The sequence below is a fragment of the Arthrobacter sp. TJ-238 genome (genome assembly GCF_058269215.1).
Window position 1 is genome coordinate 202,130 of record NZ_JBZCNH010000006.1, and the last position, 23,287, is coordinate 225,416.

Here is a 23,287-nt window from a genome sequence, read left to right on the forward strand (position 1 = left end):
TCGATGAGGTTCTCGGCGGTCGGATGGCGGTCACGGGCTGGTTCGTGTGGTGAGCAGGTCTGTCATGTCGGCCAGTACGCTGTCGGCTAGGGGTGCAGGTAAAGCCGGCAACGCCCCGATGACGCCTGAGGAGGAATCCGCCGACGGGATCGACTGCGGTGTGTCTGCCTTGATGGGAAGAGCCCGCGTAGCTGCACATCCACTTGCCAGTGCAGCCCGCGGTGTGTCCAGGATTCGCTTCAGTACCGTCGTTTTTTCGACGGACAACTCGGCGAGAGCGGCGTGCACACCAGGCTTCGTCTTTGCGCACGTGTCCCGGGGGTAGTGCGCGAGGATCGCACGGCCGGTCGCATCAACGAGCCATAACGGCGACACGATCTCCATGTCCGCTGTACATGGCCCACCTCCAACCGCATCATCCGGCTCGGCCAAGGACGCCAGAAGTGGTGTCAGGTCACCGGTGAGAGTGACAGCGGTGACGCCGCTCCATCGCCCCTCGGCGTCCTCAATACTGCCCGTTTGATCACAGCGAACAGCCGCGGCCGGAGTGAAACCGACGGGTACCCGGCCGGCATCCGGCGCATTCGAATGCTGGGGATCGGGAGAACCGAACGCGTCGGCAGGCTGCGCCCACTCGCTGAGATTCGGGGCGAGACAGTTGTAACCTTCGACGACCTCGGCAGCCTCCCTGCCGTATGTATCACCGCCAGGGGCGCCGGCGCATCCGCTCAGCAGCATCGACATGGTCATGGCGCCGAGTAGCATCTGGCCGGAAATCGGGAACTCGCCCGTCGGTCGCATCGCGCGCATGTCTTCACCCTGCCCGGGATGACAAGCCGCGTCGAGAGCGGGCACAGGTTTGTTATCGGACCGGAAGCCGTCGCCAAGCGAGCCGGGTCCTGTCTCGAAACCTTGATCCTGCTCAGCGTCATCGGCATACCCGCTTTCCTCCTGACAGGGCTCATCGCCTTCCTGAAGACCCGGCACGCAGGACGCTCAGCGACATTCGCCCGGTGAGAAATCGCGTCAGCCCCTCCGACCGACGCCATGGATCGAAAGGACGGGAGCTTCGACCGCGTCTGCCGCAGACACTGATGGTCGTACCCGCAGGGCGTTGGGTCACGGACTGCTCCTCAGCGGAGTTTCGTCCTCGAAGACGGACCAGCAGATGCTGTTCCTGCGGCTTTGGTCCTCGAGGACAAGGGGGTGGAGGTGGCCGGGAATCTGCTGACGCTGCCAGTCGCGCTCAGCACGCGCGGCGTCCCGTTCCTGATCGCGGGGTGCTGCAGCTGCAGCAGCCTTGATGGCATAAGCGGCCGCTCCTAGGTCGTGTTCGGGAACATGCGCGACACAGGCCGCCTGGCCGGCGGCGTACGCCGCAAACCGTGGAGCACCACGCAAAGGACGCGCAGCGCCCATCGCGTGTCCTCCGATTGCCCGGGTGACCATCATCTTCACTTCGCCACGCGTCCAGGCTCGCGCCGCTTCGATTGCCGCGCGAGGCCGGTCATCCGCAGGACAAGAATTCTCGAACATCCCTAGAACGTGCTCGGCGCAGGTGGCCGCCCACAATGCCAGGAGCTGATGATCAGCTTCTGCCAGCAGCCCGCCGCGCCGGATGGACACGAGACGAGGATCGCGAACAGCAGGAAGGATCATAAGACTGTTTCTTACTCCCCACCCGACCCGGACGGCAACACACCACCCTGCCTGTACGCGCGGTAGAGGGTGCCGGATCGGATGCCTGGGCCGTGCCGGTCCTAAGCCCGGTGGTACTTATGGACCATGAGCTGACGCCGGATGCGTCCAGCACGTTCGGCGAGCCCAGCCACAGACCCCGACGGTAGGCCATCGAGGGGATGCCACCCCAGGTCTTCGCTTTCCTCGCTCCGCGCGGTTACCGTGCCTCGTTGCACCACAGCCGCGAATGCCAGATCGAGGTGAGTCCTACAAGCTCCGAAGGCTGAGGAGACATCGTGAATGTCTGCATCAAGTGGAAGGGCGGACAGCTGCACGCCGGCACATATACCGGATTCTTCGCGCAATTCACGTTGGGCGGCACCGCGGAGGGACAGGTCGTCGACCTCGATATGACCACCCAGCTGAACCCAGAACTGGCCCTTGCGATGGAAACTCAGGAGGGTGTGTTCGAGCCCTTCCTCGAAGACGAAGCAACTGGCAGTCAGGTGGACCGGGTGACGGGCCTTCGCAAGTGCAGCAGCCCCGTGCTCCTCGAGGTGCAGCGACACCCGTTGCAGGGTGGCCTGCTGCACAGGGTCAGCTTCACGAGTTCGAGCTGCTTCCACCTCGGCCAAGACAATTCCTGCCAGATCTGCACTCATTAGATCAATCTAGGCCAGCCATGCTGCCGGTCGAAGATCCTTCGAAGAGCCCGAGGAACGACTGGGGCATTGCTACCGTGAGCCTGTGACTATGAAGTTGGGGATCTACGGAGACAGCATCGGCACGGGCTGGCGAGGGATTTCGAACCGCAGTAGGCGTTGGACGAGCATCACGTGTGCCAATCTCAACCTGGAGGAGCACAACTTCTCGGTGGACGGTCTGGGCTTCGTCCGTAGACGCGATACCGACGCGTTCCCCCTGCATCCGTTGCAGATGGTTATCGACGTGCAGCCTCAGATAGCCCTGATTGCCTTGGGGCAGAACGACTACGAGTGCATCCCCGATCGGGAGAATGAACTTCGCCGCGTGATGATGCAGGACATGATCACGCTGCGGGATGCCTTGCCGGAGTCCCAGGTGCTCGTCGCGGAGCCGTACTGGCCCTCCACGCTTCAGGAACCGCCGAAGGGCCGGCGCATCTTCGACCTGCACGGTGAATGTGCACTGGAAGCTGGATTGCCGTTCATCAAAGGGCAACGGGGCGTTTTCGGAAGGGATTACCTGCCGTACCTCTGCCCCGAAGAGGGCCAGCTTCACCCCAACGATCAAGGGCACGCCGTCCTGGCCGCCGTCATGACAGCCGCTCTGTCGCCCTACGTCCAACAAGCCAAATCCTCCCACTGAAGGATCGGCTAGCGGGCCGAGGATCTGGTCGCTAGCTGTGGGTAGGAGCGCGGCGAGGCACAGGTAGCGTCGGGTCCATCAGCGCACGGGAGTCCCTGGCGGAGACAGCCGTTCACTCGAGTTGGCCTGCCAGTGTGCGGATGTAGGCCGCATTGCCGCTGAGCGCCGGCTTGTATCGCTCGATGTCGGGAGTGCTGGCGAAGCTCACCACCAGGTCAAGCAAGGACGCGACCGATTCGTCTGATCGGCCCGCTGCATGCAGGGTGATGGCTTCGAATGCGCCGAGTGCCAGCGAGTCAGGAAACGCAGTACGAGCTGCTCGGAAGACCTCCAACGACTTGTCATACGCGCCCAGGTTCCTCAGTGTCGACCCGTACTGGAGATAGCATCGGCGCAACAAGTCACCTTCGAGCCCGGCAGCAAGAGCCTCCTCATAAAAGCCTCTCGCGATGTCTTCCTGTCCCGCAGTGTCGTAAGCACCGCCGACTTCATAGAGCACCCGCGCGTTCTCAGGATGCGCCGCGTACAACGGCAGCAAAGCATCGATGGTCGGTTGCATGTCATCGCGGTCGCGGCGCTCGACGATCAGGTCGAGCTCATCGTTCAGAGTCATGGCGACACCCTCGCACGTGAAGCACTTCAGCGCTCGCAGGCAGATCCTGCTACGGGGCGGTCCTTCACAGCGGCACTACGGTGTCGCTATGCCGAAAAGACGTGGTCAGCGGCGTCGTTCCCAAGCCGACCTTCTAGTCCATGGCGCCCTTGTGGACGTCCAGCTCCGCGACCGCCGAGGCACAGTTATTCGGCACCTCGTCGGTTGATCACGTCATGGAGGGCGATGGCCACAAGCGGCTCGGTCAAGGGTCGCCATCAGTGGTGGCGGTCCGGGGATCAAATGACGGGCCCGAAGTGAGGACGCCAGGTTGAGGGCCGCTTACAGGGAGCGGATGACTATCGAGTTACGTCCGATGCCGGCCGAAAGCTTTCCAGCATGGATCGAGGCGGTGCGTCGTGACTATGAGCAGTCCCGTATCAGCTCAGGTGATTCCGTTGAGGCGGCTACTGAGAGGGCCCGAGCGTCGACTGACACGTCGTTCCCCGATGGAGTCGCTGGATCAGGGCAGTTCGTGTACGACGTGGTGGCTACGGACAAGGACGCCGGGAGCGTCGTTGTCGGGTATCTCTGGATCTCACAACTCGACGGAGGTGACGCGTGGTGGGTGTCCGACCTCAGGATCGATGAGAATTACCGGGGCGAGGGCTATGGTCGTGCCGCGATGCAGCTTGCAGAGGTCGCTGCGGCGGAGCATGGCGCCGCGACTTTGGGGCTCAATGTGTTCGGCTACAACGCCGTCGCCCGCAATCTCTATGAGTCTCTAGGGTATGAGACCACTGCCGTGCAGATGAGAAAGCCGGTCAGGGTGACGTCGAAGACATCCATGTTCACCGATGTGATATCGCTGCAACGGTCATTCCGTGATGCGAGCACCTGACATCGTCCGCGGCGACCGGTGTTCTGCAGCCCATGAAGCGAGCAGTCGTAGTCGCTCCGCCGACGGCGATCCGGGCTCGGCCGTGTAGATCATGAAGACCAGTCCCGGCTCGGCAGTAGGGAGCAGTTCCTCATAGGCCAGGGTGAGTTCGCCGACGATGGGATGGTTGTAGCGCTTGGTTCCCGTGGCGTGCTGGCGGACGTCGTGGGCGCCCCAGAGGGTGCGGAAGGTATCGCTGCGGGTAGAGAGTTCCCCCACGAGGTCCTGCAGCGCGCGGTTGTGGGGGTCCCTTCCGGCCTCAGCCCGCATGATGGCGACACACATGCCGGCGAAGGTGTCCCAGTCCGGGTAGAAATCGCGGGATGCGGGGTCGAGGAACTGGAAGCGTGCGAGGTTCGGGACCATTCCGCCGTCCCCGATCATGGGGGAGTAGAAGGCACGACCGAGGGCGTTCGCGGCAAGGAGGTCCTGACCCTGGTTGCGGACGAACGCGATGCCGTCCGTGATGGATTCCAGCGCCCAGAACAGACTCGCCCGCGTTGGTACTTTTCTGGGAGTGCGCTGGCGGGGGCGGCCGGAGGTAGGTATGCCGTCGGCTGCGCGGGCGAGATCGAACAGGTGCGTGCGCTCGGCATCATCGAGCTGAAGAGCCCGGGCTAGAGCGTCCAGGACAGAGGACGACGCACCGGCGATGGCGCCGCGTTCGAGCTTGGAGTAGTACTCGACGCTGACACCGGCCAGGGTTGCCACCTCGCTGCGGCGAAGCCCGGGCACACGCCGGTTGAGGCCTGCGATCAGCCCTGCTTCCTTGGGTGTCACCTTCGCGCGCCGCGACATCAGGAAGGCGCGGACCTCGGCTCGATTGTCCATGCCATCCAGCGTAGATCGCTGCTTCCGCGCGTGGGGTGCCCTGCCAGTACACCCTTCGACAGGGACTCCCTCGCCTCACGGATCGGGGTTTGACTGGATGCAATGACCATCCAGTCGAACCAGAAGTAGTCGCGCTAGCAAAGGAGTACCACCATGCGTGGAGTCATCATGCACGCCCCGGGCGACGTCCGGGTCGAGGACCGCGAGGACCCGACCATCATCGAGCCCACGGACGCGATCGTCCGCCTCACCGCGACCTGCATCTGCGGGTCCGACCTGTGGCCCTACCGCGGGATCGAGCCGGTGGACCACACCCTGATGGGTCACGAGTACGTAGGCATCGTCGAAGAAATCGGCGCGGAAGTGAAGACCCTTACGGTCGGCGACTTCGTCGTCGGGTCCTTCGTCATCTCCGACAACACCTGCGAGATCTGCCAGGCCGGGTTCCAGTCCAAGTGCGTGCACGCCTCCTTCGTGGCCGGTGGAATCGGCACCCAGGCCCAGAAGGCCCGCATCCCCTACGCCGACGGGACACTGGTCGCCACGCCAGGGCATCCTGACGCCGACCTGATCCCGTCACTGCTGGCAGCCTCCGACGTCCTGGGCACGGGCTGGTTCGCGGCAGAGGCCGCCCAGGCCGGCCCGGGCAAGACTGTCGCCGTCGTCGGCGACGGCGCTGTCGGAATCATGGCCATACTCGCTGCCAAGCAGTTCGGCGCCGAGCGCATCATCGCCATGTCCCGGCATGCGGACCGGCAGGAACTCGCCCGCTTCTACGGTGCCACCGACATCGTCGAGGAGCGCGGCGATGAAGGGGTCGCACGGATCAAGGAACTCACCGGGGGACTGGGCGCCCACTCGGTCGTCGAAGCCGTCGGAACCCAGGAGTCATTCATGCAGGCCGTCGGCGCTACCCGCGGCGGCGGGCATCTCGGCTACGTCGGCGTGAACCATGACGTCCAGATCCCCGGTATGGAACTGTTCTTCGCCGGCATCCACACCCTCGGCGGACCCGCACCTGTGCGCCGCTACCTGCCGCACCTGATCGAGCTGATCTGGAACCGAACCATCGACCCCGGCCGGGTCTTCGACCTCACCCTGCCCCTCGAGGACGCCGCAGAAGGCTACAAGGCCATGGCTGAACGCCGAGCCACCAAGGTCCTGCTGACCCTCGGCTGATCGCACCCCCGTCGGCATTCTGAGGCGGTTCTCCTGGCGCACACACCGCCTGGCACAAGCACGCTGTCGGTCAGACCCTCCACGTCACCGAAGGCCGCGGCCATGTCCAGTCACGCGGCGAGGAACTCATCGAACTGCACCCGGGCGACACCGTCTACACGCCGGCAGGGGAGTGGCAATGGCACGGTGCCGTGTCCTGACGAACGAAAAGTGCACCATGAATCCGCGACTGAGTGCCTTCGCCGTCGGACACACCATCAATGTCGACGACGCGCCGGCCATCGAGGGCCTCCCCGACGGAACCACCCTCGCCACCCGGGTCGACGAGTGACCCTACGACTGTCCACAGCCACAGCCACAGCCGAAAGTGAATCAGATGACACTGAATGATCTGCTCGATGAACTGAATGCCGGCAGGACCATCCCGGGAGGCTCCCCACTCCATGCGGTCATGCACGAAACGAGTCAGGAAGCCCTGCGCATCACGTGGGAGTTGAACAGCGGATGGAAGGACCCGGCGGAGGTCCGCCAGCTCCTCTCCCGGCTGATCGGTACGCCGGTCGACGACTCGGTGACAGTCTTCCCGCCGTTCCATTCCGACTTCGGCAGGAACATCACCATCGGACGACGGGTCTTCATCAACGCCGGGTGCATGTTCCAGGACCAGGGTGGCATCATCATCGGGGATGACTGCCTCATCGGGCACAACGCGGTGCTCGCAACACTCAACCACGATCTCGCTCCGAGTCGCCGCACGGACCTCCTCCCGGCCCCGATCCTCCTCGGAACCAATGTCTGGATCGGAGCTAATGCGACGATCCTCCCAGGGGTCGCCATCGGACGAAATGCAGTGGTGGCAGCGGCAGCGGTCGTGACGAAGGATGTGCCTGACAACGCGGTCGTCGTCGGGTCACCGGCCAGAATCGTTCGGTACGTCTCCGACTGATGCGGCGGTGATACCACGAGGTGGAGGACGAGGTGCAAGTCCAGACATCGACCTGCTCCTCCAACGTGGAAATCAGATTCACGTGGCGCTTACGCGGCAATCCTCCAGGCTTATGCGAGAGCGCCAGGCCCCGCCCGCCGTAGTCTGCGGTTGAGCGCCACGGGCGGGGACTCTGGCTAGCGGGCGACCCCGCTAGTGGGCTTCGTTGTAGGCGTCGATGATCGATTGGGTGATGCGCCCCCGGGAGCTGGGGTTGTAGCCGTTGTCCTGCGCCCACTGGCGGATCTGCTGAGTGTTCTCGCGCTTGGACCGGTCTGTCGAGGAAGACGGCGAGGTGGACTTCTGTCCGCCCTGGGCTTTGCGGCCGGTTTTGGCTTTGCGGGCTTTGTCCGCGTAGTCGGACAGGGTTGAGCGCAGCTTCTGCGCGTTCTCCGTTGTCAGGTCGATCTCGTACTCGTCGCCATCAATACCGAAACGGACCGTTTCCTGTGCCACCTCACCGTTGAGGTCGTCTACCAATTCCACCTGTACGCGCTGCGCCATTTCAACTCCTGAGTTATTGGACATGAATCAATGATCCCCAGCCTTCCACTCTATCGTGTCGGAAAAATGTGGTGTACACCCGCGAAGTGTCCCGGTTTCATTCACCGAACCTGTTGTTCTACTTTTTGTCGCCGTCATCGTGCTGATTGCAGTCGAACTCGGGCGTGACCCAGTCGAGCCACACCCAGCCCTCACGCTGAATCTGAATGTGAGATTCCAGGAAAGGGACCTTTACTGAAATCCTGGCGTGGGCGATTCCTTGGGCCTGGATACGTACTGCTTTGGAGGGGTAGCGGACCCATGCGTACACCCGCCGGGGCTCCGCGAAATAAATGGGACGGCAGTTCTCGAAGTCGAGCCGATAATCGAGGTAGCAGGCCACCTCGTCACCACCGTCACCCCGTACACCCCTGCATGGCAGGAAGAAACAACCTCGGTACCGGCTCAAGCAGTTACCCGCATCGCTCGAGAGTTTGCCGCCAACGCGGGGAAGTCAAAGGGCCGATCAATGATCATCCTGAATGCCGGAATCTGTCAGTGGTACCACGGGGACGTCACCTACCGGGCCATCCTTGCGATGTTGATTCTCTGTGGGTGCCAGGGGCGCAACGGCGGCGGATGGGCGCGCTACCTCGGCCAGGAAAAGGCACGTCCTATTACTGGATGGGCGGCTATGGCTGGTGCGACTGATTGGACCCGCCCACCCCGGTTCATGATCGGTACAGCGTTCTGGTTCACGCACACCGACCAGTTCCGTTCCGACGGATACTCCTCCGACTCACTGCAACCCCCGTTGGCGGAGGGTCACCTGGCAGGGCTCCATACCGCCGACGTCATCGCCAAATCCACCCGTATGGGGTGGATGCCGATCACTCAGCATTCACAACGGCCGGAAAACTGACGAGCGGTGACTTCGATTGAAGCGGAAACAGTCCGGCGCTGAAGATGGGCCCGGTGAACACGATCAGGCGCCGGTCGTTGTTGGCGGCGTTCTCCAGCAGATAGGTTTCCAGGCCGAGCCGCAGCTCGAGGCCCTGGCTGAACTTCGCGGCCTGTGGGGCGGCGTTGGTGTCATGGAAGGTGTCCTTGTTCGCCCGGGCCGCTTCGACCCGGGTGTTACCCCCGACGGCAGAGGCCCGGCGCACGAGGTGCCCGCGTTCGGTGTCGTTGCGGACGTACACCCTCTCGCCGGGTTGCTGGTCCTCGGCAATCCTCGGATCGAGTCGCCAGTGGATGCCGGACTGACTCACGGCCGCGGGCGGATCGTTCAGACCTCGGGTCGGTTGTCGTGATTATCGCGGGCGGCGAAGACGTCGTCCATATGGTTCTGGCCCAGGTCTTTATGAGGCGGACCGTCGTATGCGGCGACCGTCCCAGGTCTGTGAGGTCATACGTCACTGTGACGGGGACAATCGGCGTTACGGTCCGATTGACGATCCTGTCGTGTTCGAGGGGCCTCAGCGTCTGGGTAAGCATCTTCGGGCTGACCCCGGCAAGAACTCGGGCGAGCCCTGAGTACCGCATCGGCGCAGGCTCTCCATCGCAGGCGGGTTCGCTTCCTAGCACCGACAAGGTGAGGGCTAGCGCTGCCCTCAAGGCGAGGAAGTCGCTTAGATTTAGCTCTCATCGTGCAGGAATGAGCTGAGTGTTCGGGTCATGACGCTAGCTTCCCACCCGTGGCCACTGGCGCCGATGATCTCCTTGCGGGAGTTCGGGACCGCGGTGAGGATCGCCTCTGCGGCGGCGGGCATCATCGGCAGTGTCTCCTCGCCAAGGATGACCACGATCGGTTGGGCGATGTCTCCCCACAGGGCAGTCCTTGGTGCTGACAGGGTCCAGGCGAGGGCTTCCGAGTCAGCTGCGAGGCTAGGAGCATTGGCAACGATCGCGGGATTCTGCAGCACGGAATCAAGCCACTCCCTCGGCATCCCGTGCATAAAATACTCGACGACACGAACATGATCCCCGCTGTTCGTGTGCTGCCTTAGGCCGGCGAGGAATTCCGCGGCATCCGTCGCTCATTATCTCCGGGAGGGTTCCAACGGGATCGGTGGCCTTCACGACGATGTCCGCCATCAGCTCCTTCGCCATGCTGACGCTGCTACGCGCTCTTCCTCCGTTCCAGCAGCTGATACCTGTACGTGCAGGAGGTGCAGGAGCTTATCGACTCCACCGCATGCTGACGTCTCGAGCGAAACCGTCGAGCGCTGAAGCGACACCGGTTGGGTTACTCAAAGTGACATAGTGCCCACCAGCAATCTCTTCTGGTTCGGTCCCGAGCCGCTCGATGATGTGGCGCCTCATGAAGGGCGCGGGGAAGAACCGGTCGTCCTGGCAGAGAATGGCGGTGGTGGGGACATTGGGGTGGCTTTTCGCGGGCCAGGCCATCGACATCCATGCGCCTTTTTGGTCGCGGGTCCGTGCACGAGCTTCGCGGGCGAGATGATCGGGAACACCGTTGTAGAAAGCAGCATCCTCGTTCTGATCGACGCTTTCGCGGTCGTAGCCTGTGTTCGTCCACCACTCGCTGAATGACTCTCCGGGGAAGGGAATCATTCCTGCCAGGTACACGAGGCCCCCTGCTTGTAGTTCCTCGCACGCAAGCGGTGCCGTGAAACCCCCCAACGAGTGGCCGACAATGATGGGGTGGTGAGCGCCGCCGGCAGCAGCGCTCACCACGGCGCTGTAATCGCTGAGGCTGGCTTCTTCGTCCTCGATCGGCAGATCGACTGCCAAGGCATCATGACCCGAGTTTTCCAGCAACGGAGTAACCAGGTGCCAGTCCCAGCTCGTTGATCCGCCTCCATGAATCAGTACGAAAGTCGCCATGCTTCCCAACTCCTCTGGTCATGCCGTCTCGGATCAACGTCATACCCATGGAGACGGAATTCGGCACCGGGAGTCATCGGTGGCCCAACCGCTCAGGAAGCATCAAGGCACTCCGCAGATCAAGTGACTGATCGTCGCTTTCGCGTGACTCTTTGCCATCGACTGCCGGCGTGCAGTCGTTGGTCGGTAGTCCGTACCCGGACCAAGGCGATCCGGTCTCGTCGGGAGGTGCACCGGTGGCGGTGGGCGAAGGAGGGGGCGCTTCGTCGGGGATCGGCCGGAGGCTGTCGAGGTGGGCCAGGCTGCGCTCGTTCGTGATCGAGGGCTTTCCTGCTGTCAGGTAGCGAAGTTCGGCGCATACTGCGGGCGACCAGCGGGCCGGTAGACCTGGATCGCTACGCCCTTCGAATCGGATCGTGATTCGACCAAGTCGAGCGCAACGGCTGGGCCGTCATTAGGGAACAGTCGTGCTCCCTGACCGAGGATGACCGGAACGACAAGCAAAGTTATCTCATCGACAAGATCCTTCGCTAGCAACCATCGGAGCAAGGCACCGCTGCCGTGCACCTGCAGTTCGCCTCCCGGGTTTGCCTTCAGCTCGCGGATGGCCGCAGCCGAGCCGTCGCGTTATTCAAGGCCACGCCAATGGGGTGGGTGCGCATATTTTCGATCGTGCCCCAGGTGCCGGCAAACATCTCGTATGTCTTCCGTCCGAACAGGAACGCATCGGCGCATTGGTAGGCGTGAGTGATAAATGCTCCGGTCTCGCCATCGAATCTGCCCATAGCCCATCCGGCGCGCTCGAATCCGTTCTTGCGATCCTCATCAGTCGCGTGCCCGTTTCCCTGCATCACTCCATCCACGGTGACTTGTGTCATGCTCGTCAGTTTCATGTGCGTTGCTTCCTTCTCTCGTTGGCGTTGCCTTCGTTCACGTAGGCGCGCCCAGGAGGTCGATCTCATCGGTTCCACTGTCCCGCATATCGGACGTCGAGAACATCGAGTGATCCACAGTCTTCGATTGGATGCTCTATTTCCGCATACCCCACTAGCGGGTGTGCTTTGAACAACACATGTCGCCCGAACCTGCGGCTAGTAGCTCGAGTGACCCGAAATTTACAACGCGCTGAGCACACCTCTATGGTTCAATATGCTTCGAGTTGACCGCTGCTACCATCAAGCGATGAATGCCGAGCAGCTCATCGAGGCAATCCGTCCGCTGGTAGATATGGGCGAGGTTCCGGGCGCTGTCGTGGGCGTTGTGCACCAGGGCCGGACATCGCTGGCCACTGCGGGGGGAACCGAACCCGGTGGGGCAACCCCGATGCCCGTTGATGCAGTCATGCGCATCAGCTCCAACACGAAGCCACTGATTGCTGCTGCAGCGCTGCTCCTCGATCAGGACGGGGTGCTGAGCCTCGATGATGCCGTCGAGAGATTCATCCCGGAATTGACCGACCGCCGTGTCCTGCGGCACCTTGCTGGTCCACTCGAAGACACCGTCCCAGCTCGACGGCCAATGACGATCCAGGACCTGCTGACCATGCGGATGGGCTTCGGATTCGCGTTCGAAAGCACGTGCCCCGCAGTGCAGGAAGCCGAGGCCGCCGGTCTGGGGCTCGGGCCGCCTGACCCTGCGGCGATACTGTCGCCTGATGAATGGGTGGCCGGCTTCGCCTCACTTCCTCTGCTGGAGCAGCCAGGTACGGTCTGGAGATACGAGATGGCGTTTGCGGTGCTGGGAGTCGTGCTCGCACGCGCGACGGGAACATCCCTCGATGTGGTCCTGCGTGAGCGACTGTTCACACCCCTTGCCATGTCGCAGACCGGATTCGTCGCCTCGCCGCAACACCTTGTGCCGTCCTTCGCTCGAAGTGAGGACGGTTTGGTCCTCTTCGACAGCGCGCTGGAGAGCCGGTGGTCGAGACCACCGGCCTTCCCGGACGCCCGCGGCGGTCTGGTGTCCACTGCGAGTGACCTGCTGCGCTTCGCGGGCATGCTGCTCGATGACGGCGGCGGGTTGCTATCACCTGGATCCGTGGCGTCGATGACGTCCGATCACCTCACCGCGGACCAACGATCAGGCCCCTCGGCCCAAGCCTTCCTCAATGGAGGCGGATGGGGGTACGGCGTTGGAGTGACCAATGGACAGTGTGGGCGCCGGTACGGGTGGGGAGGTGGACTCGGCACACTCTGGTACAGCTGGCCTGATCACAGCGCTGGCGTTGTCCTGATGACCCAGCTACTACCGCCCTCGAGCGAACTCTTTGACGCATTCACGAATGCCGCCGAAACAACACTGAACCCGGCCTGAAACGGCCGCACGAATGCCCTACGAGGATCCCGCTGCGGGACAACCTGGCTGACCAGTCCGCGTTCACTCCGTTTCGACGCCCCATGCGGTGAACACTAAGACGAGGCCATCGACCACTGAAGTATCAACGGCTTCCCGGACGTGTATCGCGAACAATCGAAGCTGCCCACTGAGGGCCGTCTCATCGTCCGGCTCAGACATGACCTCTGAGTCGTAGGTTGTCAGTACACCGCAGATACCGGCCAGCGGTTCCTTGAAGGAGAACTGACGGCCATCGGCTGCCTGAATCCACGCACGGCCCGTCGGCGCCTCCGTATCAACACGAAGAGTGCCACACCACACCAGAGCGGCCTGCATGCCTTGCACAAACTCGGGATAGTTCCGCATGGACCCCAGCGTGCCCGAGATGCCGAAGGAGGACCAGAGCTACTCCCTCTTCAACAAGACCTTTCGTTCACTGATCCTTCTACAGGCATCTCTCGAGAGGGCTAGTGGATGTTCTTAGTCCGTACCCATAGCAACTCGTCATCAACCACGACCGAGGTCGAGGTGAGGCCGAGGCGCTGAGCGATATGAGCTGAGGCATCGTGGCCCGAATGGATGAGGGCCCTTACCTTCATGACGTGTTGATCGAAGAGCCAGGCGAGCATGGTGCTGGTGGCTTCGGTGCCGAACCCCTGGTGCTGTGCTGGTGGGGCAACGAGCCATGCGATGTCCGCCGTAAGGACGTCGTCGTCGACCGTGAGAGTTGCCTGCACATTGCCGATCGCAACTCCCGTTTCCTTCGTGCGCATGATCCAGTTCAACCAACCGGCGTCGTGGGCAGGGGAGTGCCCGAGCGATTGGCGTTGATACCGGGCGCGAAGAGCGTGGTCAGTTGGTGGTTCGCCGCCGGTGAAGGAGTAGAGCTCGGGTGCGGCGAGAACTGGGACCATCTCGGTGGCGTGTCGAGGTTCCAACGGTTCGAGGATGAGCCGGGATGTGTCGAGCTGGACCGCGCGGAGCCAAGGCATGCAAATCATCGTTCCACACGACTACGCGGCAGCCCGCAGGGCCATCCCTCACCGGAACGGGGTCAGTAGATGAGTTCATTCCCGAAGGTGGGGGCTGAACATAAGGTATGCCATACGTGCCGGTGTTCCGGCGAGGATGATTGTGAGCGGACCGAGGAGCGTTACAAGGTCCAATAGATCGCGGGCAATGGTGCCGACGCTTCTTCGAGGTTCACGATGAATCGTCATAAAGGTGTGGAGAATTCTCAGGGGTGACGACATCGTCGCCGCCTGTTCGTGGCGATGACAAAAGGAAGGAATGCATTATGAAACTCACCATCAGCTTGCAGATCACCCTCGACGGAGTCGCTCAGGCGAACGGCGGCAATAACCAGGAGTTGGATCCCGGGTTTACGCGCGGCGGTTGGGCGCTTCCACTCGGCGACGACGAGGGCGTGCAATACATCCTCGAAACCTGGCAGCGGCCCGACGCGTTCCTGCTTGGCCGCAAGACCTTCGGTATGTTCGAGGGCTACTGGGGGGCTCGCGCCGACGACGGCGGATTCGGAGAGGCGATCAGTTCGAAGCCGAAGTACGTGGTCTCGAACACCCTGACCAATCCGGCCTGGGAGCATTCCACCGTGATCTCCGGCGATGTCGCCGCGGCAATCCGCGACCTCAAGTCGCAACCGGGAGGGGAACTTCTCGTGGTCGGCAGCGCTGCGCTGGCGCGCTGGCTACTCGCGCAGGAACTGGTGGACGAGATCAACCTCGTCCAGTTCCCGGTGATCGTCGGTGAAGGTGAGCACCTGTTCCCACTGAGCGGCCTGGACTTCGGGTTGCAGTTGCTGGAGTCGAAAGTGTTCGGCACCGGCGTCCTGGGCCTCACGTACGGTGTAGCGGGCCGCCCCGAGTACGCCTGAGTGGATCCCGACGACCTCGACCGCCATCAACGGGCGCGGAGATGGGCCTCACTGCGTTGGTGATGGTGCGCAAAGGACAATATTCGCTACACAAGCCTTTGATCACCGAGGAATGTCATTTCTCGCAGTCGTTTGCACAGCTTGCCGCGCCGTTCTGGGTTCGTGCAGAGGAGTGTGAGTATCCGGTTTCTCGGACTCCTCTGCACAAACCTGCAGGTCGCCGGAATGGATTGTGGCCGCGTTAGTGTCAGTGTGTCTGGGTGCACGCACGCCGATCCTCATCCGCTACTAGGTGAAGTCTTTGGTCCTTGGCGACTTGCGGCGTTTGACGACGGCCAGTCCCACGATGTTGGCGGCCGCGAACCCGAACGTCATCACGCATAGGATGACGTCAAAGGTGATCCAGAACGGCGAAGTATGTTCAGTTAGGTTGAGGAGAGCTGAGACTCCGAAGATGAGTCCAAGGATTACGCCGCCCTTGGAGGGAAAGAACCGCTTTTGCGGGAATCTCTTACTCGACTTATCATTCATGGTGCGAGACTCTCTCTGGCGAATCAAATGCAGCCCGTAGACATGGATGCTACGCCTTACTGGATGGACCATAATCCGATCGACGTGGACCAAGATGCCTCACTGTCCGCCCGCATGAGGATCCCTCCGCGGGACAGGGATCAGCTTCGTCGGCGTGTCAGCCAGGTGATGCCGAAGCCGCTAATGGCGGATATCCCGGCAATGGAACCTTCCGGTGAAAGCCAATATTGCGGCACGGTGATGAGGACGACGAGTAGTCCGGTCCCTAGTGCGCAGTCCGCGGCTGCGCGCCAGGGCATGTGGGAGTAGTGGCCGAGGAGCAGCAGGCACCAGGGGCTGAAGGCCAGCAGGTAGGCGACAGGGTTGGGCCAGAAGAGGGCCAGGCCAATCAGTGGTGCCGCCGGGATGATGCCGAGGATCAGCCTGAGTAGTCGGGAGACGAGACGGTGCGGCCGTGAGCTCATGGTTAGTTCGCTGCATAGGAAGGCCCATGCGGTGAGCCCAAAGGCCCATGCGCCGGCCCAGTACCCTCCTTCGAGTGCGGCGATGAGGGCGAGGACGCTTCCGGGCACAAGGAACATTCCCACGGCTGGGAGGGACGGCCGGATGCCAAGGACGGCAGCACCGACTGCGATATGGAGGGCGCCGTAGACCAGGCCGAGCCGCACGTCGGTGTCGGGGCCGCCGACTTCACCTATATGTATCAGCAATAGCAGGCCGATGCTCTGGATGATTGTTGCGCCTATGACGCGCACCTTTATGTCCTCAGCAGCCGCACTGATAGGCAACCGCCGTTGCGGTGTTCCATCCGATGCGTGCAGCGAAGTCAGCCCCATAGGCTGATCATTCCACCGTGGCGAGAGAGCCATCCGCACAACAACCAACACCCGTTGGGGGATCGCTCAACGGAAGATGTTCCTGCCGGCTCAATAGGCCGCGGGCAGCAAGCCCAACTACACAACCTGGAAGCAGTCATTATGACAACTCGCGAGAACCTACCTGAACCAGGCGGCGTTACTGCGACTCCTGTCGTTCCGGCGACACTGATCCAGGGAGAGAAGCCGCGCCCGCCCCGGCTAATTCGCTGGTTGAGGCTCGCGCTTCTGCTCTCCTACCTGCTGCCCCCGCTCTGCCTGTTGGCGGGCGCAGTGTCGGGTAACTACCCCGGTTACATCATCGTCATATATATCCCATACGTGCTTCCTTTCATGCTCCTGATCTCGTTGATCTACCTAGTCGTCTGGCTGACGACACGGCGCAGGTACCGATTCGGTAGTTTCTGGACCACAATCATCATCGTCCTCATGTCGGCCCTGCAGCTGACAGTCGCCGCCCTCGTAGGACTCGTCCTATACCAGCTCTCGACCTACACACCGTATTGATAGGGTGCCGAGGGAAGAATCTTGTCCGGCTGCGCGCTGGGCGACCCGCTTACGGGCACGCATGGTCACGTCCTTCAGCTGAAGCCCACGATGGCCCTTCCCACTTCGTGGGCGAATTGCTAGGTTGCTCGAATGAGAGCGAAAGCAGTGACGATTGCGGTGCCAGTCCATGATTTGGAAACAGCAGTTGCCTGGTACACATCAGCTTTCAAGCTTGGGGAGCCCGCGCAGATCCCCCTCGAAGGTCTAATCGAATTCGACCTCGGCCCTTTCTGGCTTCAGCTTGCGCTAGCTCCGCAACTTGCTGGTCAAGAGGGTTTGTCCGTCAACATCAGCATCGAAGACGCCGCCAAAGAGCACGCGAGGTTCACGAAGCTTGGCCTTCACGTCAGCGAGCTGCAGCGGATTGAAGATGTCGTCGACTTCTTCGAACTCACGGATATGGACGGCAATAAGATCGGCTTCGTCACAGAACTGACCTGATATAGAAGCTCTCTCTTAGTGCCCGGATGTCGATCCCTCACAGGGACAGCTGGGTGCTCAGCTCCCATCGGGTACGGCGATCAGGACGGACTAGGGATGGGTTCGATCCGGAAGTCGCGTGGGCTACTGGCGACGATCAATTCGGCCAGTTCACGCCGGAGGACAACCTGCCGGAAGGACTGCAGGCCGCCACCAAACCATTCCGGGCTCACCATAATCGCCCCCTCATACTGCATGACACCTTGATCCAAGCCGGTCAACTCATTCACAAAAACCGGCGCCCACCGCCACGCCCCACAAGTCGGGCAACCGCCTCCGACCTCACCGTGTTCCGCCATCGCGAGCTCGCGTAGTGACTCGCTCTCATGCCACTTGTCACCAACGACGGGGATGACCAGCTGGGAAGCATGGCTGGACTCCCCCCGAGACCAAAGGATTGGGCGGTGAGCTACGCCGAAGTACTCCTCGATCTGCTTTGCCAAGGTCGTCTCGACGCAGATGACGTCATACCTCCAGTACGGCATCCACGCGCCCTGCGCCGAGGAGATCCCGTTACGCTGCAGAACGAGGTCGCCCGTCTGCTCCCGAAGAGGGATGCCGCATGTACGGCACCACCCATCGTCGCCGTACATCGGACTCAACCCGTAGGAGCTTTCGGGCCACGGCCATCCACGATTCCGCTTCAACCACGGCATGACCCATTCGTTGCCACCACTGTGCATGGTGCAAATCCTCGCAGATCACGTCCATCCGCCCGTGCACGCGCGGCCATCGTCTTACGGGGCGGTTGCTTCGCAGTTTCTAGTTGACGAGTTGGAAGCGTTCGAGAATCACTGCAGTCTCATCGCGGACCGTAAACGCAGGATCCGTTAGGTAAGAGCGCATCTCTTCGCTCTGCCAGTACCGCTCGTGAGCTGCGCGCCACTGAGCGATGGTGACATGTCCCTCTCCCTCATCAACGACGTGGATGAGGGGCACCTGATCCAATCGCACCTGGTCGACATGCACTGTTTCGATGATCGCGACGGGCCGTCCTGTCGAGTCAATCACTGCCTGTCTCCTTCCCACTGCTGGTAGCGGATCGTCTTCGACGGCGTGCTCGACAAGCAGCGATGTCGTTGTGGTCTTTGTGCCCGAGAGGATGGACGCGACGAGCGAGTCTCGGAGCGGCCCAGGAAACGCGAACTCGGCGTGAGGTAGCGATGGCTCAGTCATGCTCCCACTCTCGCACTTCACCCAACCGGGCTTCACCTCACGCTGTAGCGGTCCTTAGACGCTTCGACCGGGTGACGGCGTTGGCGCGGCTACCCCGCCAATGAGGCTTCAAGAAGCCCGCCATGTCGAGGAAAAGTCACAACTCGAACCTGCGCGATTTCTGGCTCTCTAACCAAGTGCGAAACGTGTACTGTCATAATGCGACGGTGAAACGGATTCTGCGACCCTCCGGACCGGGGGAGGACACATGGAACGACCGGAACGTCTCGAAGGCGTCGAGGAGCCGCGGCTGGTGCCTAATGGTGTCCTGATCGGATACGCCCGCGTGTCCACCATGGACCAGAACCTCGAGGCACAGACCCGTCAGCTGGTCGACGCCGGTTGCTATGACGTCTACGCGGACCACGGGAAGTCCGGCGCGACGATGACGCGACCCAAGCTGGAGCAGTGCCTGCGGGCACTGCAGCCAGGTAACACTCTCGTGGTGACCAAGCTCGACCGGCTCGGCCGGACAGTGCGCGGACTCGTGGAACTCCTGAACTCACTCCACGAGCGGGGCATCATGTTCCGATCCCTCGGTGAGGGGATCGACACCACCACGGCCTCGGGCCGGCTGATGTTCAACATCATCGCCAGCGTCGCAGAGATGGAACGCGAGCTGATCCGGGAACGGACCAAGGCCGGCCTCGCCGTCGCCACCGGTAAGGGCGGCCGCCCGCCCCGCCTTCAACCTCACGACGTCGTGGAAGCGCGACGGCTCAGGGAGCAGGAAAAGCTCACCGTTGAAGCCATCGCTAAGAAGTTCAAGGTCCACCGCTCTACGATCATCCGCGCACTGCGTACCGATGGTCTCGCAGGCACCGGATACAAGGAACAAGCCAAGGAGAAAGCGAACTGATGAACCCCAACCTTCCCCGCGCCCACGTACCCTTCAGTCCGCCACTGCACGCTGACGGCACCCGCAGCTCAGGTCGGTACGTCGTGTTCGAAGGAAGCCTGCACACCGTCACGGACTGGCGACCAGTTACGTTCACGCATCTGGAGGTGTTCGGGCATCAGCACCCAGGCGAGGGTTGGGAGATGCACGAGGTCGGCAACGAACCACCCGGATGGGGGTACTACCGCAAGCAAGTGCTCCCCGAGGACCTCGTAGAAGGACAGGTGAAGGTCTCCATCTACGGAATGTGGCGCGGGAAGCGCATGTACGTGGGCTACTTCGATAGTGACGGGAACGTCTGGATTACAGGCCAAGTAGGCGAAGACCTTTACGCCCGCGCTCTCAGTGGCGAGGAACCAGGGGTGATCAAGGTCGACAGGACGGACGCCTACTGGGACATCGGCGTGTGGGTCAGGCGGGAGGACGTCACCGATATCACCTACACCTATAAGGATTGCCCACCTGTTCGGCGACGTCGCACCGATGGACTCGCCGGCACCGGATACAAGGGTCAAACCAGTGGTGATTAGAGGACTGAGGCTTATGTCCGTGAATCCTTCCTGATGATCGGTCGGTGCTAGATACGGTGGGGCCAGTATTCCACCGGCACGTCAGGAGGACCTTGCACCGTCCGGTACCCGGGCGCGCTTCCAGGCCAACGTTGCTGCCCTGCGTGTCCTGCGGGAGCTGCAGGACCAGGATCGTGCGGCCACCGCACAGGAGCGTTCCGTGCTGGCCCGGTGGGGGAGTTGGGGTGCCACAGGTGTGGCTGAGGTGTTCGATGAGACCCGGACCGAGTACGAAGCTGACCGCGCCGAACTGCGCGAGCTGCTGAGCGAGAGCGAGTACCGGGCCGCGAATCGAACCATCATCAACGCCCACTACACCGACCCCGCCCTGGCCACGCAACTGTGGCAGACGCTGGGCACCTTGGGCTTCACCGGTGGCCGGGTGCTCGAACCGGGATCAGGTGCGGGCACCTTCATCGGCCTCGCGCCTGAGACCGTGACCATGACCGGTGTGGAGCTGGACCCGATCACCGCGGGTATCTCCCAGGCCCTCTACCCTGACGCTGATATCCGCGCTGAGTCCTTCGCTGACACGCGCCTGCCGACTGGCCATTTCGACGCTGCCGTCGGCAACGTCCCGTTCGCTAAGACCAGGCTGCACGACCCGCGACACAACGCGGGCAACCACTCGATGCACAACCACTTCATCATCAAGTCCCTCGACCTCACCCGACCCGGTGGCGTCGTCGGCGTCATCTCGTCTGCGTTCACGATGGACGCCCAGAACCCGGCAGCCCGCCGTGAAATCCACGAGACAGCCGACCTGCTCGGCGCAGTCCGCCTACCGACCGGTGCGCACCGTCGCGCCGCCGGCACCGACGCCCTCACCGACGTCCTGATCTTCCGCAAACGACTCCCGGGAGAGGAACCGCTCAGCCCGCAGTGGCTGGAGTCGCGCGTCCTGTCCGTAGGTGACAACCAGGACGCCGCGCAGGATGTTGTGCTCGATCCGGGCCAGGATGTGGCCCGGATGAATGCCTACTTTGTTGAGGATCCGCAGCGGGTGCTGGGTGAGCCCGTGGTGGGCAATGGCATGTACGGGTCAGCGACGCTCACCGTGCGCAACGAGGATTTGTCCGCCGTACCGGAGCAGCTGCACGACCAGCTGCAGGACATCGCCCTCACAGCCGTCGACGCCGACACGTGGTGCGCGCCAGCACTAAGGCGAGCAGTGGGCGTTTGACCCGGAGTTGCTGGCTCTGCTTCGTCTCCTCAATGTGTCTCATGTCGATTGTTCTCATGGAGAGCAAGAAGAGCCTTTGATGAGTGCAGGGGTGCGGGAACGGGAAGTATCGGTGGGTGTTTTGCTGCAGGTCGTTAGCTGTCGACAGGCGCTCAATTGCAGGTCGACGTTCCGCAGGTCCGTCACGAGTCAGCGCGATGACTCGATGACGGACGGGCCACGCGGGTCAGCGCACAATGAGGACGTTGCCCTTGGCGTGGTGCAGGACGGCGTGGACTGTTGATCCGAGTCTGGCTCCGAGAGTGTTGCGGCCCTTCGCTCCGAGCACGACGCAGGACGCGGTGCGGGCTCGTTCCACGATCGCTCCCGGTGTCGAGGTTGCCGTCGTGGCTTCCTCGGCGATGGTGAGCGTGGTGTCGGTCGGCAGCAGGTTCAAGGATTGCTGGATGATGGGGTCCCGCTCTGCGTCGGCGGCGACGTCCGCCAAGTTACGGCGGTAGGGGAGTACATGGAGAAGGCTGAGGGACTGGTTCAGGGTGTCCGCCAGGTCCGCGGCTCGAAGCACTGCGCGGTCGCTTTCGGGTGATCCGTCCACGGCGACCAGAACATTGCCCTGGGCGGGCTGGTCTTCGCGCACGACCATGATGGGGCAGGATGCACTGGCTGCCAGGTGCAGGCTGACGGACCCCACGAGCAATCCTGCGAAACCGCCCAGGCCGCGGGTTCCCGTGACGAGCAACGATGCCTCTGCTGAGAGCTTGGTCAGTACCTCGGCCGGGAATCCGGTGACGAGGCGCTGTGTGACCTCGATCTGCGGTGCAACCTGAACGGCATGCTCCACGCCTTCAGCAAGTGTCTTTTCGGCTTCGCGCTGCAGGCCGCTGCCCTTGATGCCCTCCACCGGGCCGAGGTTGTTGGTGAAGAGCGGCCATACCGAGCAATGGGCGACGAGCAGGGGGACTCCGGTTGCTGAGGCATGCCGGGCGGCCCAGCGCACCGCCCGCTGGGATCCGTCAGAGCCGTCGTATCCGACGAGGACCGGTTTGAGTGAGGTGCTGAAGGTGTTCATGTTGATACTCCTATGTCGGGTTGCTGCAGTGCCTTAGTGAGATTTGACGTGCCGCGTCCGATAACAGCCAGGTACCCCTAGTGTGCGTCCTGTCTCTTCGATGCACGGTGCGGCGGGTGCTGAGGCGGGTGGTGCGGAGGGGCGGCGCAGCGTAAGGACGACCCCACACTGATCGCGCAGAGACCGCACGGTGAGATGACGCAAGGACGGACCTCTTGATCGTCCGGGCACCAACCAGTGGTCCCTCATATCAGGAATGTTTCCCGGTGGGGTCGCCGCCGTGGCTGTCGCCGGCCTGGCTGGTGACCGTTGTCAGCAGGAACACGGAATCCTCCAATGCCTCCACCCCGTGACGCACGTGAGTCACAGCGACGATCTCTCCGGTGCCTATTTCGGACTGGTCTTGACCGGTGACACGCACCCGTCCCCGGAGAAGGTGCATGCTCGCAGCAGGTGGTGAGTTGTACTCGGCGAGAACCTGACCCGCCTTGAGCCCGAGGATGGTCTGACGCAGTGGCCCGTCATGGATGAGAATCGCGGCGGACCGACCCTTTTCGGTGATTAGGGCCTCCTGTAAGGCCTTCGCCGCAGCGGTCTCGACATTGGGCATGATGCCTCCTGCACTTCGTTGTGTTCTTGGATGCCGCTGATAGGCGCAACACTACGGGTACGCTCATCGACGCATAGCCACTGCTCCACCTGCACTTCCAGTTTCGGATCCGTATCCCAACAGCCTTGCGTGCTGTGCCGAAGACGAGAACACGGCGGGACGGGTTCGCGCGAGGCGGTCCGACCACCCACAC

General features: G+C 62.4%; 32 protein-coding genes and 2 pseudogenes. 13 read left to right on the forward strand and 21 right to left on the reverse strand.

All coding sequences use genetic code 11. The annotated features are described in order from the left end of the window. Positions 1-30 precede the first annotated feature (30 nt). The 3 genes from AC4D2O_RS14375 to AC4D2O_RS14385 form a co-directional block, all read right to left on the reverse strand. Positions 31-987, reverse strand: a complete 957-nt coding sequence (locus AC4D2O_RS14375) for a hypothetical protein (protein ID WP_490908020.1) — start codon at positions 985-987, stop codon at positions 31-33. Between the two features lie 132 nt (positions 988-1,119). Then, entirely contained in the window at positions 1,120-1,659 is a 540-nt protein-coding gene (locus AC4D2O_RS14380) for a putative immunity protein (protein ID WP_490908021.1), read from the reverse strand. Positions 1,660-1,760: 101 nt separating this feature from the next. Continuing rightward, positions 1,761-2,342, reverse strand: coding sequence for an NUDIX hydrolase (locus AC4D2O_RS14385; RefSeq protein WP_490908022.1), 582 nt, complete (start codon positions 2,340-2,342; stop codon positions 1,761-1,763). A gap of 91 nt (positions 2,343-2,433) precedes the next feature. Here AC4D2O_RS14385 and AC4D2O_RS14390 point away from each other — a divergent pair, with 91 nt between their 5' ends. Further along, positions 2,434-3,027, forward strand: a complete 594-nt coding sequence (locus AC4D2O_RS14390) for an SGNH/GDSL hydrolase family protein (protein WP_490908023.1) — start codon at positions 2,434-2,436, stop codon at positions 3,025-3,027. A gap of 112 nt (positions 3,028-3,139) precedes the next feature. Here AC4D2O_RS14390 and AC4D2O_RS14395 read toward each other — a convergent pair whose 3' ends face one another. Beyond that, positions 3,140-3,640, reverse strand: a complete 501-nt coding sequence (locus AC4D2O_RS14395; protein WP_490908024.1) for a tetratricopeptide repeat protein — start codon at positions 3,638-3,640, stop codon at positions 3,140-3,142. Between the two features lie 334 nt (positions 3,641-3,974). Here AC4D2O_RS14395 and AC4D2O_RS14400 point away from each other — a divergent pair, with 334 nt between their 5' ends. Continuing rightward, positions 3,975-4,520 (forward strand): GNAT family N-acetyltransferase, encoded by a 546-nt coding sequence (locus AC4D2O_RS14400; RefSeq protein ID WP_490908025.1) that lies wholly within the window; start codon positions 3,975-3,977, stop codon positions 4,518-4,520. On the opposite strand, the gene AC4D2O_RS14405 is transcribed toward AC4D2O_RS14400, so the two are convergent. Then, positions 4,497-5,390 carry a helix-turn-helix transcriptional regulator gene (locus AC4D2O_RS14405; protein WP_490908026.1) on the reverse strand — a complete coding sequence of 298 codons (894 nt, stop codon included), beginning with the start codon at positions 5,388-5,390 and terminating at the stop codon, positions 4,497-4,499. The genes AC4D2O_RS14400 and AC4D2O_RS14405 overlap by 24 nt on opposite strands. Before the next feature lie 153 nt (positions 5,391-5,543). Here AC4D2O_RS14405 and AC4D2O_RS14410 point away from each other — a divergent pair, with 153 nt between their 5' ends. From AC4D2O_RS14410 to AC4D2O_RS14420, 3 genes and pseudogenes are all read left to right on the forward strand, one after another. Continuing rightward, positions 5,544-6,569, forward strand: coding sequence for a zinc-dependent alcohol dehydrogenase family protein (locus AC4D2O_RS14410; RefSeq protein ID WP_490908027.1), 1,026 nt, complete (start codon positions 5,544-5,546; stop codon positions 6,567-6,569). Between the two features lie 44 nt (positions 6,570-6,613). After that, positions 6,614-6,769, forward strand: a pseudogene (locus AC4D2O_RS14415) (cupin domain-containing protein); the annotation flags it as partial. Between the two features lie 176 nt (positions 6,770-6,945). After that, positions 6,946-7,515: a DapH/DapD/GlmU-related protein gene (locus tag AC4D2O_RS14420; RefSeq protein ID WP_490908028.1), complete on the forward strand. Its 570-nt coding sequence runs from the start codon at positions 6,946-6,948 to the stop codon at positions 7,513-7,515. Between the two features lie 192 nt (positions 7,516-7,707). Here the strand turns inward: AC4D2O_RS14420 and AC4D2O_RS14425 are convergent, their stop codons facing one another. After that, positions 7,708-8,082 (reverse strand): histone-like nucleoid-structuring protein Lsr2, encoded by a 375-nt coding sequence (locus AC4D2O_RS14425; protein ID WP_490908029.1) that lies wholly within the window; start codon positions 8,080-8,082, stop codon positions 7,708-7,710. Between the two features lie 94 nt (positions 8,083-8,176). Continuing rightward, complete coding sequence (locus tag AC4D2O_RS14430) at positions 8,177-8,440, reverse strand: hypothetical protein (RefSeq protein ID WP_490908162.1); 264 nt, start codon at positions 8,438-8,440, stop codon at positions 8,177-8,179. 24 nt (positions 8,441-8,464) lie between these two features. Here AC4D2O_RS14430 and AC4D2O_RS14435 point away from each other — a divergent pair. Continuing rightward, positions 8,465-8,956 (forward strand): annotated as a pseudogene (locus tag AC4D2O_RS14435) (molybdopterin-dependent oxidoreductase); the annotation flags it as partial. Here AC4D2O_RS14435 and AC4D2O_RS14440 read toward each other — a convergent pair. From AC4D2O_RS14440 to AC4D2O_RS14465, 6 genes are all read right to left on the reverse strand, one after another. Next, the gene (locus AC4D2O_RS14440; protein ID WP_490908155.1) at positions 8,928-9,293 is read right to left on the reverse strand and encodes a DNA/RNA non-specific endonuclease; all 366 of its coding nucleotides are present in this window, start codon (positions 9,291-9,293) and stop codon (positions 8,928-8,930) included. The pseudogene AC4D2O_RS14435 and the gene AC4D2O_RS14440 overlap by 29 nt on opposite strands. Next, complete coding sequence (locus AC4D2O_RS14445) at positions 9,175-9,582, reverse strand: winged helix-turn-helix transcriptional regulator (RefSeq protein WP_490908030.1); 408 nt, start codon at positions 9,580-9,582, stop codon at positions 9,175-9,177. Before AC4D2O_RS14445 ends, AC4D2O_RS14440 begins: the two co-directional genes overlap by 119 nt. A gap of 92 nt (positions 9,583-9,674) precedes the next feature. Beyond that, positions 9,675-9,962 carry an alpha/beta fold hydrolase gene (locus AC4D2O_RS14450; RefSeq protein WP_490908031.1) on the reverse strand — a complete coding sequence of 96 codons (288 nt, stop codon included), beginning with the start codon at positions 9,960-9,962 and terminating at the stop codon, positions 9,675-9,677. 256 nt (positions 9,963-10,218) lie between these two features. Continuing rightward, entirely contained in the window at positions 10,219-10,887 is a 669-nt protein-coding gene (locus AC4D2O_RS14455) for an alpha/beta fold hydrolase (RefSeq protein ID WP_490908032.1), read from the reverse strand. A 336-nt stretch (positions 10,888-11,223) separates the two neighbouring features. Beyond that, positions 11,224-11,454 (reverse strand): dihydrofolate reductase family protein, encoded by a 231-nt coding sequence (locus AC4D2O_RS14460; RefSeq protein WP_490908033.1) that lies wholly within the window; start codon positions 11,452-11,454, stop codon positions 11,224-11,226. Positions 11,455-11,480: 26 nt separating this feature from the next. After that, positions 11,481-11,780: a dihydrofolate reductase family protein gene (locus AC4D2O_RS14465; protein ID WP_490908034.1), complete on the reverse strand. Its 300-nt coding sequence runs from the start codon at positions 11,778-11,780 to the stop codon at positions 11,481-11,483. Between the two features lie 289 nt (positions 11,781-12,069). Here AC4D2O_RS14465 and AC4D2O_RS14470 point away from each other — a divergent pair, with 289 nt between their 5' ends. Further along, positions 12,070-13,200 carry a serine hydrolase domain-containing protein gene (locus tag AC4D2O_RS14470; RefSeq protein WP_490908035.1) on the forward strand — a complete coding sequence of 377 codons (1,131 nt, stop codon included), beginning with the start codon at positions 12,070-12,072 and terminating at the stop codon, positions 13,198-13,200. A gap of 63 nt (positions 13,201-13,263) precedes the next feature. On the opposite strand, the gene AC4D2O_RS14475 is transcribed toward AC4D2O_RS14470, so the two are convergent. Together AC4D2O_RS14475 and AC4D2O_RS14480 are read right to left on the reverse strand one after the other, a co-directional pair. After that, entirely contained in the window at positions 13,264-13,587 is a 324-nt protein-coding gene (locus tag AC4D2O_RS14475; protein WP_490908036.1) for a hypothetical protein, read from the reverse strand. A 101-nt stretch (positions 13,588-13,688) separates the two neighbouring features. After that, entirely contained in the window at positions 13,689-14,213 is a 525-nt protein-coding gene (locus tag AC4D2O_RS14480; protein ID WP_490908037.1) for a GNAT family N-acetyltransferase, read from the reverse strand. Between the two features lie 305 nt (positions 14,214-14,518). Between AC4D2O_RS14480 and AC4D2O_RS14485 the strand changes: the two genes are divergently transcribed. Beyond that, positions 14,519-15,115 (forward strand): dihydrofolate reductase family protein, encoded by a 597-nt coding sequence (locus AC4D2O_RS14485; RefSeq protein WP_490908038.1) that lies wholly within the window; start codon positions 14,519-14,521, stop codon positions 15,113-15,115. A 288-nt stretch (positions 15,116-15,403) separates the two neighbouring features. On the opposite strand, the gene AC4D2O_RS14490 is transcribed toward AC4D2O_RS14485, so the two are convergent. Together AC4D2O_RS14490 and AC4D2O_RS14495 are read right to left on the reverse strand one after the other, a co-directional pair. Beyond that, entirely contained in the window at positions 15,404-15,646 is a 243-nt protein-coding gene (locus AC4D2O_RS14490) for a hypothetical protein (protein ID WP_490908039.1), read from the reverse strand. A gap of 140 nt (positions 15,647-15,786) precedes the next feature. Then, positions 15,787-16,401 (reverse strand): hypothetical protein, encoded by a 615-nt coding sequence (locus AC4D2O_RS14495; RefSeq protein WP_490908040.1) that lies wholly within the window; start codon positions 16,399-16,401, stop codon positions 15,787-15,789. 441 nt (positions 16,402-16,842) lie between these two features. Between AC4D2O_RS14495 and AC4D2O_RS14500 the strand changes: the two genes are divergently transcribed. Together AC4D2O_RS14500 and AC4D2O_RS14505 are read left to right on the forward strand one after the other, a co-directional pair. Beyond that, on the forward strand, positions 16,843-17,028 hold the full coding sequence (locus AC4D2O_RS14500; protein ID WP_490908041.1) for a hypothetical protein: 186 nt from the start codon (positions 16,843-16,845) through the stop codon (positions 17,026-17,028). 132 nt (positions 17,029-17,160) lie between these two features. Beyond that, a complete protein-coding gene (locus AC4D2O_RS14505; RefSeq protein ID WP_490908042.1) occupies positions 17,161-17,511 on the forward strand; it encodes a VOC family protein in 351 nt (116 codons plus the stop codon). 80 nt (positions 17,512-17,591) lie between these two features. Here the strand turns inward: AC4D2O_RS14505 and AC4D2O_RS14510 are convergent, their stop codons facing one another. Next, positions 17,592-18,233: a hypothetical protein gene (locus AC4D2O_RS14510; RefSeq protein ID WP_490908043.1), complete on the reverse strand. Its 642-nt coding sequence runs from the start codon at positions 18,231-18,233 to the stop codon at positions 17,592-17,594. Between the two features lie 79 nt (positions 18,234-18,312). Next, positions 18,313-18,726 carry an ASCH domain-containing protein gene (locus AC4D2O_RS14515; protein ID WP_490908044.1) on the reverse strand — a complete coding sequence of 138 codons (414 nt, stop codon included), beginning with the start codon at positions 18,724-18,726 and terminating at the stop codon, positions 18,313-18,315. Positions 18,727-18,973: 247 nt separating this feature from the next. On the opposite strand from AC4D2O_RS14515, the gene AC4D2O_RS14520 reads away from it, so the two are divergent. The 3 genes from AC4D2O_RS14520 (at position 18,974) to AC4D2O_RS14530 (ending at position 21,415) form a co-directional block, all read left to right on the forward strand. After that, the gene (locus tag AC4D2O_RS14520) at positions 18,974-19,624 is read left to right on the forward strand and encodes a recombinase family protein (RefSeq protein ID WP_490908045.1); all 651 of its coding nucleotides are present in this window, start codon (positions 18,974-18,976) and stop codon (positions 19,622-19,624) included. Next, positions 19,624-20,193 (forward strand): hypothetical protein, encoded by a 570-nt coding sequence (locus AC4D2O_RS14525; protein WP_490908046.1) that lies wholly within the window; start codon positions 19,624-19,626, stop codon positions 20,191-20,193. Before AC4D2O_RS14520 ends, AC4D2O_RS14525 begins: the two co-directional genes overlap by 1 nt. Positions 20,194-20,437: 244 nt before the next feature. Continuing rightward, positions 20,438-21,415, forward strand: coding sequence for a class I SAM-dependent methyltransferase (locus AC4D2O_RS14530; protein WP_490908047.1), 978 nt, complete (start codon positions 20,438-20,440; stop codon positions 21,413-21,415). Between the two features lie 226 nt (positions 21,416-21,641). Here AC4D2O_RS14530 and AC4D2O_RS14535 read toward each other — a convergent pair whose 3' ends face one another. Together AC4D2O_RS14535 and AC4D2O_RS14540 are read right to left on the reverse strand one after the other, a co-directional pair. Then, positions 21,642-22,484 (reverse strand): universal stress protein, encoded by an 843-nt coding sequence (locus AC4D2O_RS14535; protein WP_490908048.1) that lies wholly within the window; start codon positions 22,482-22,484, stop codon positions 21,642-21,644. Between the two features lie 250 nt (positions 22,485-22,734). Beyond that, a complete protein-coding gene (locus AC4D2O_RS14540) occupies positions 22,735-23,094 on the reverse strand; it encodes a cupin domain-containing protein (protein ID WP_490908049.1) in 360 nt (119 codons plus the stop codon). Between the last annotated feature and the right edge of the window lie 193 nt (positions 23,095-23,287).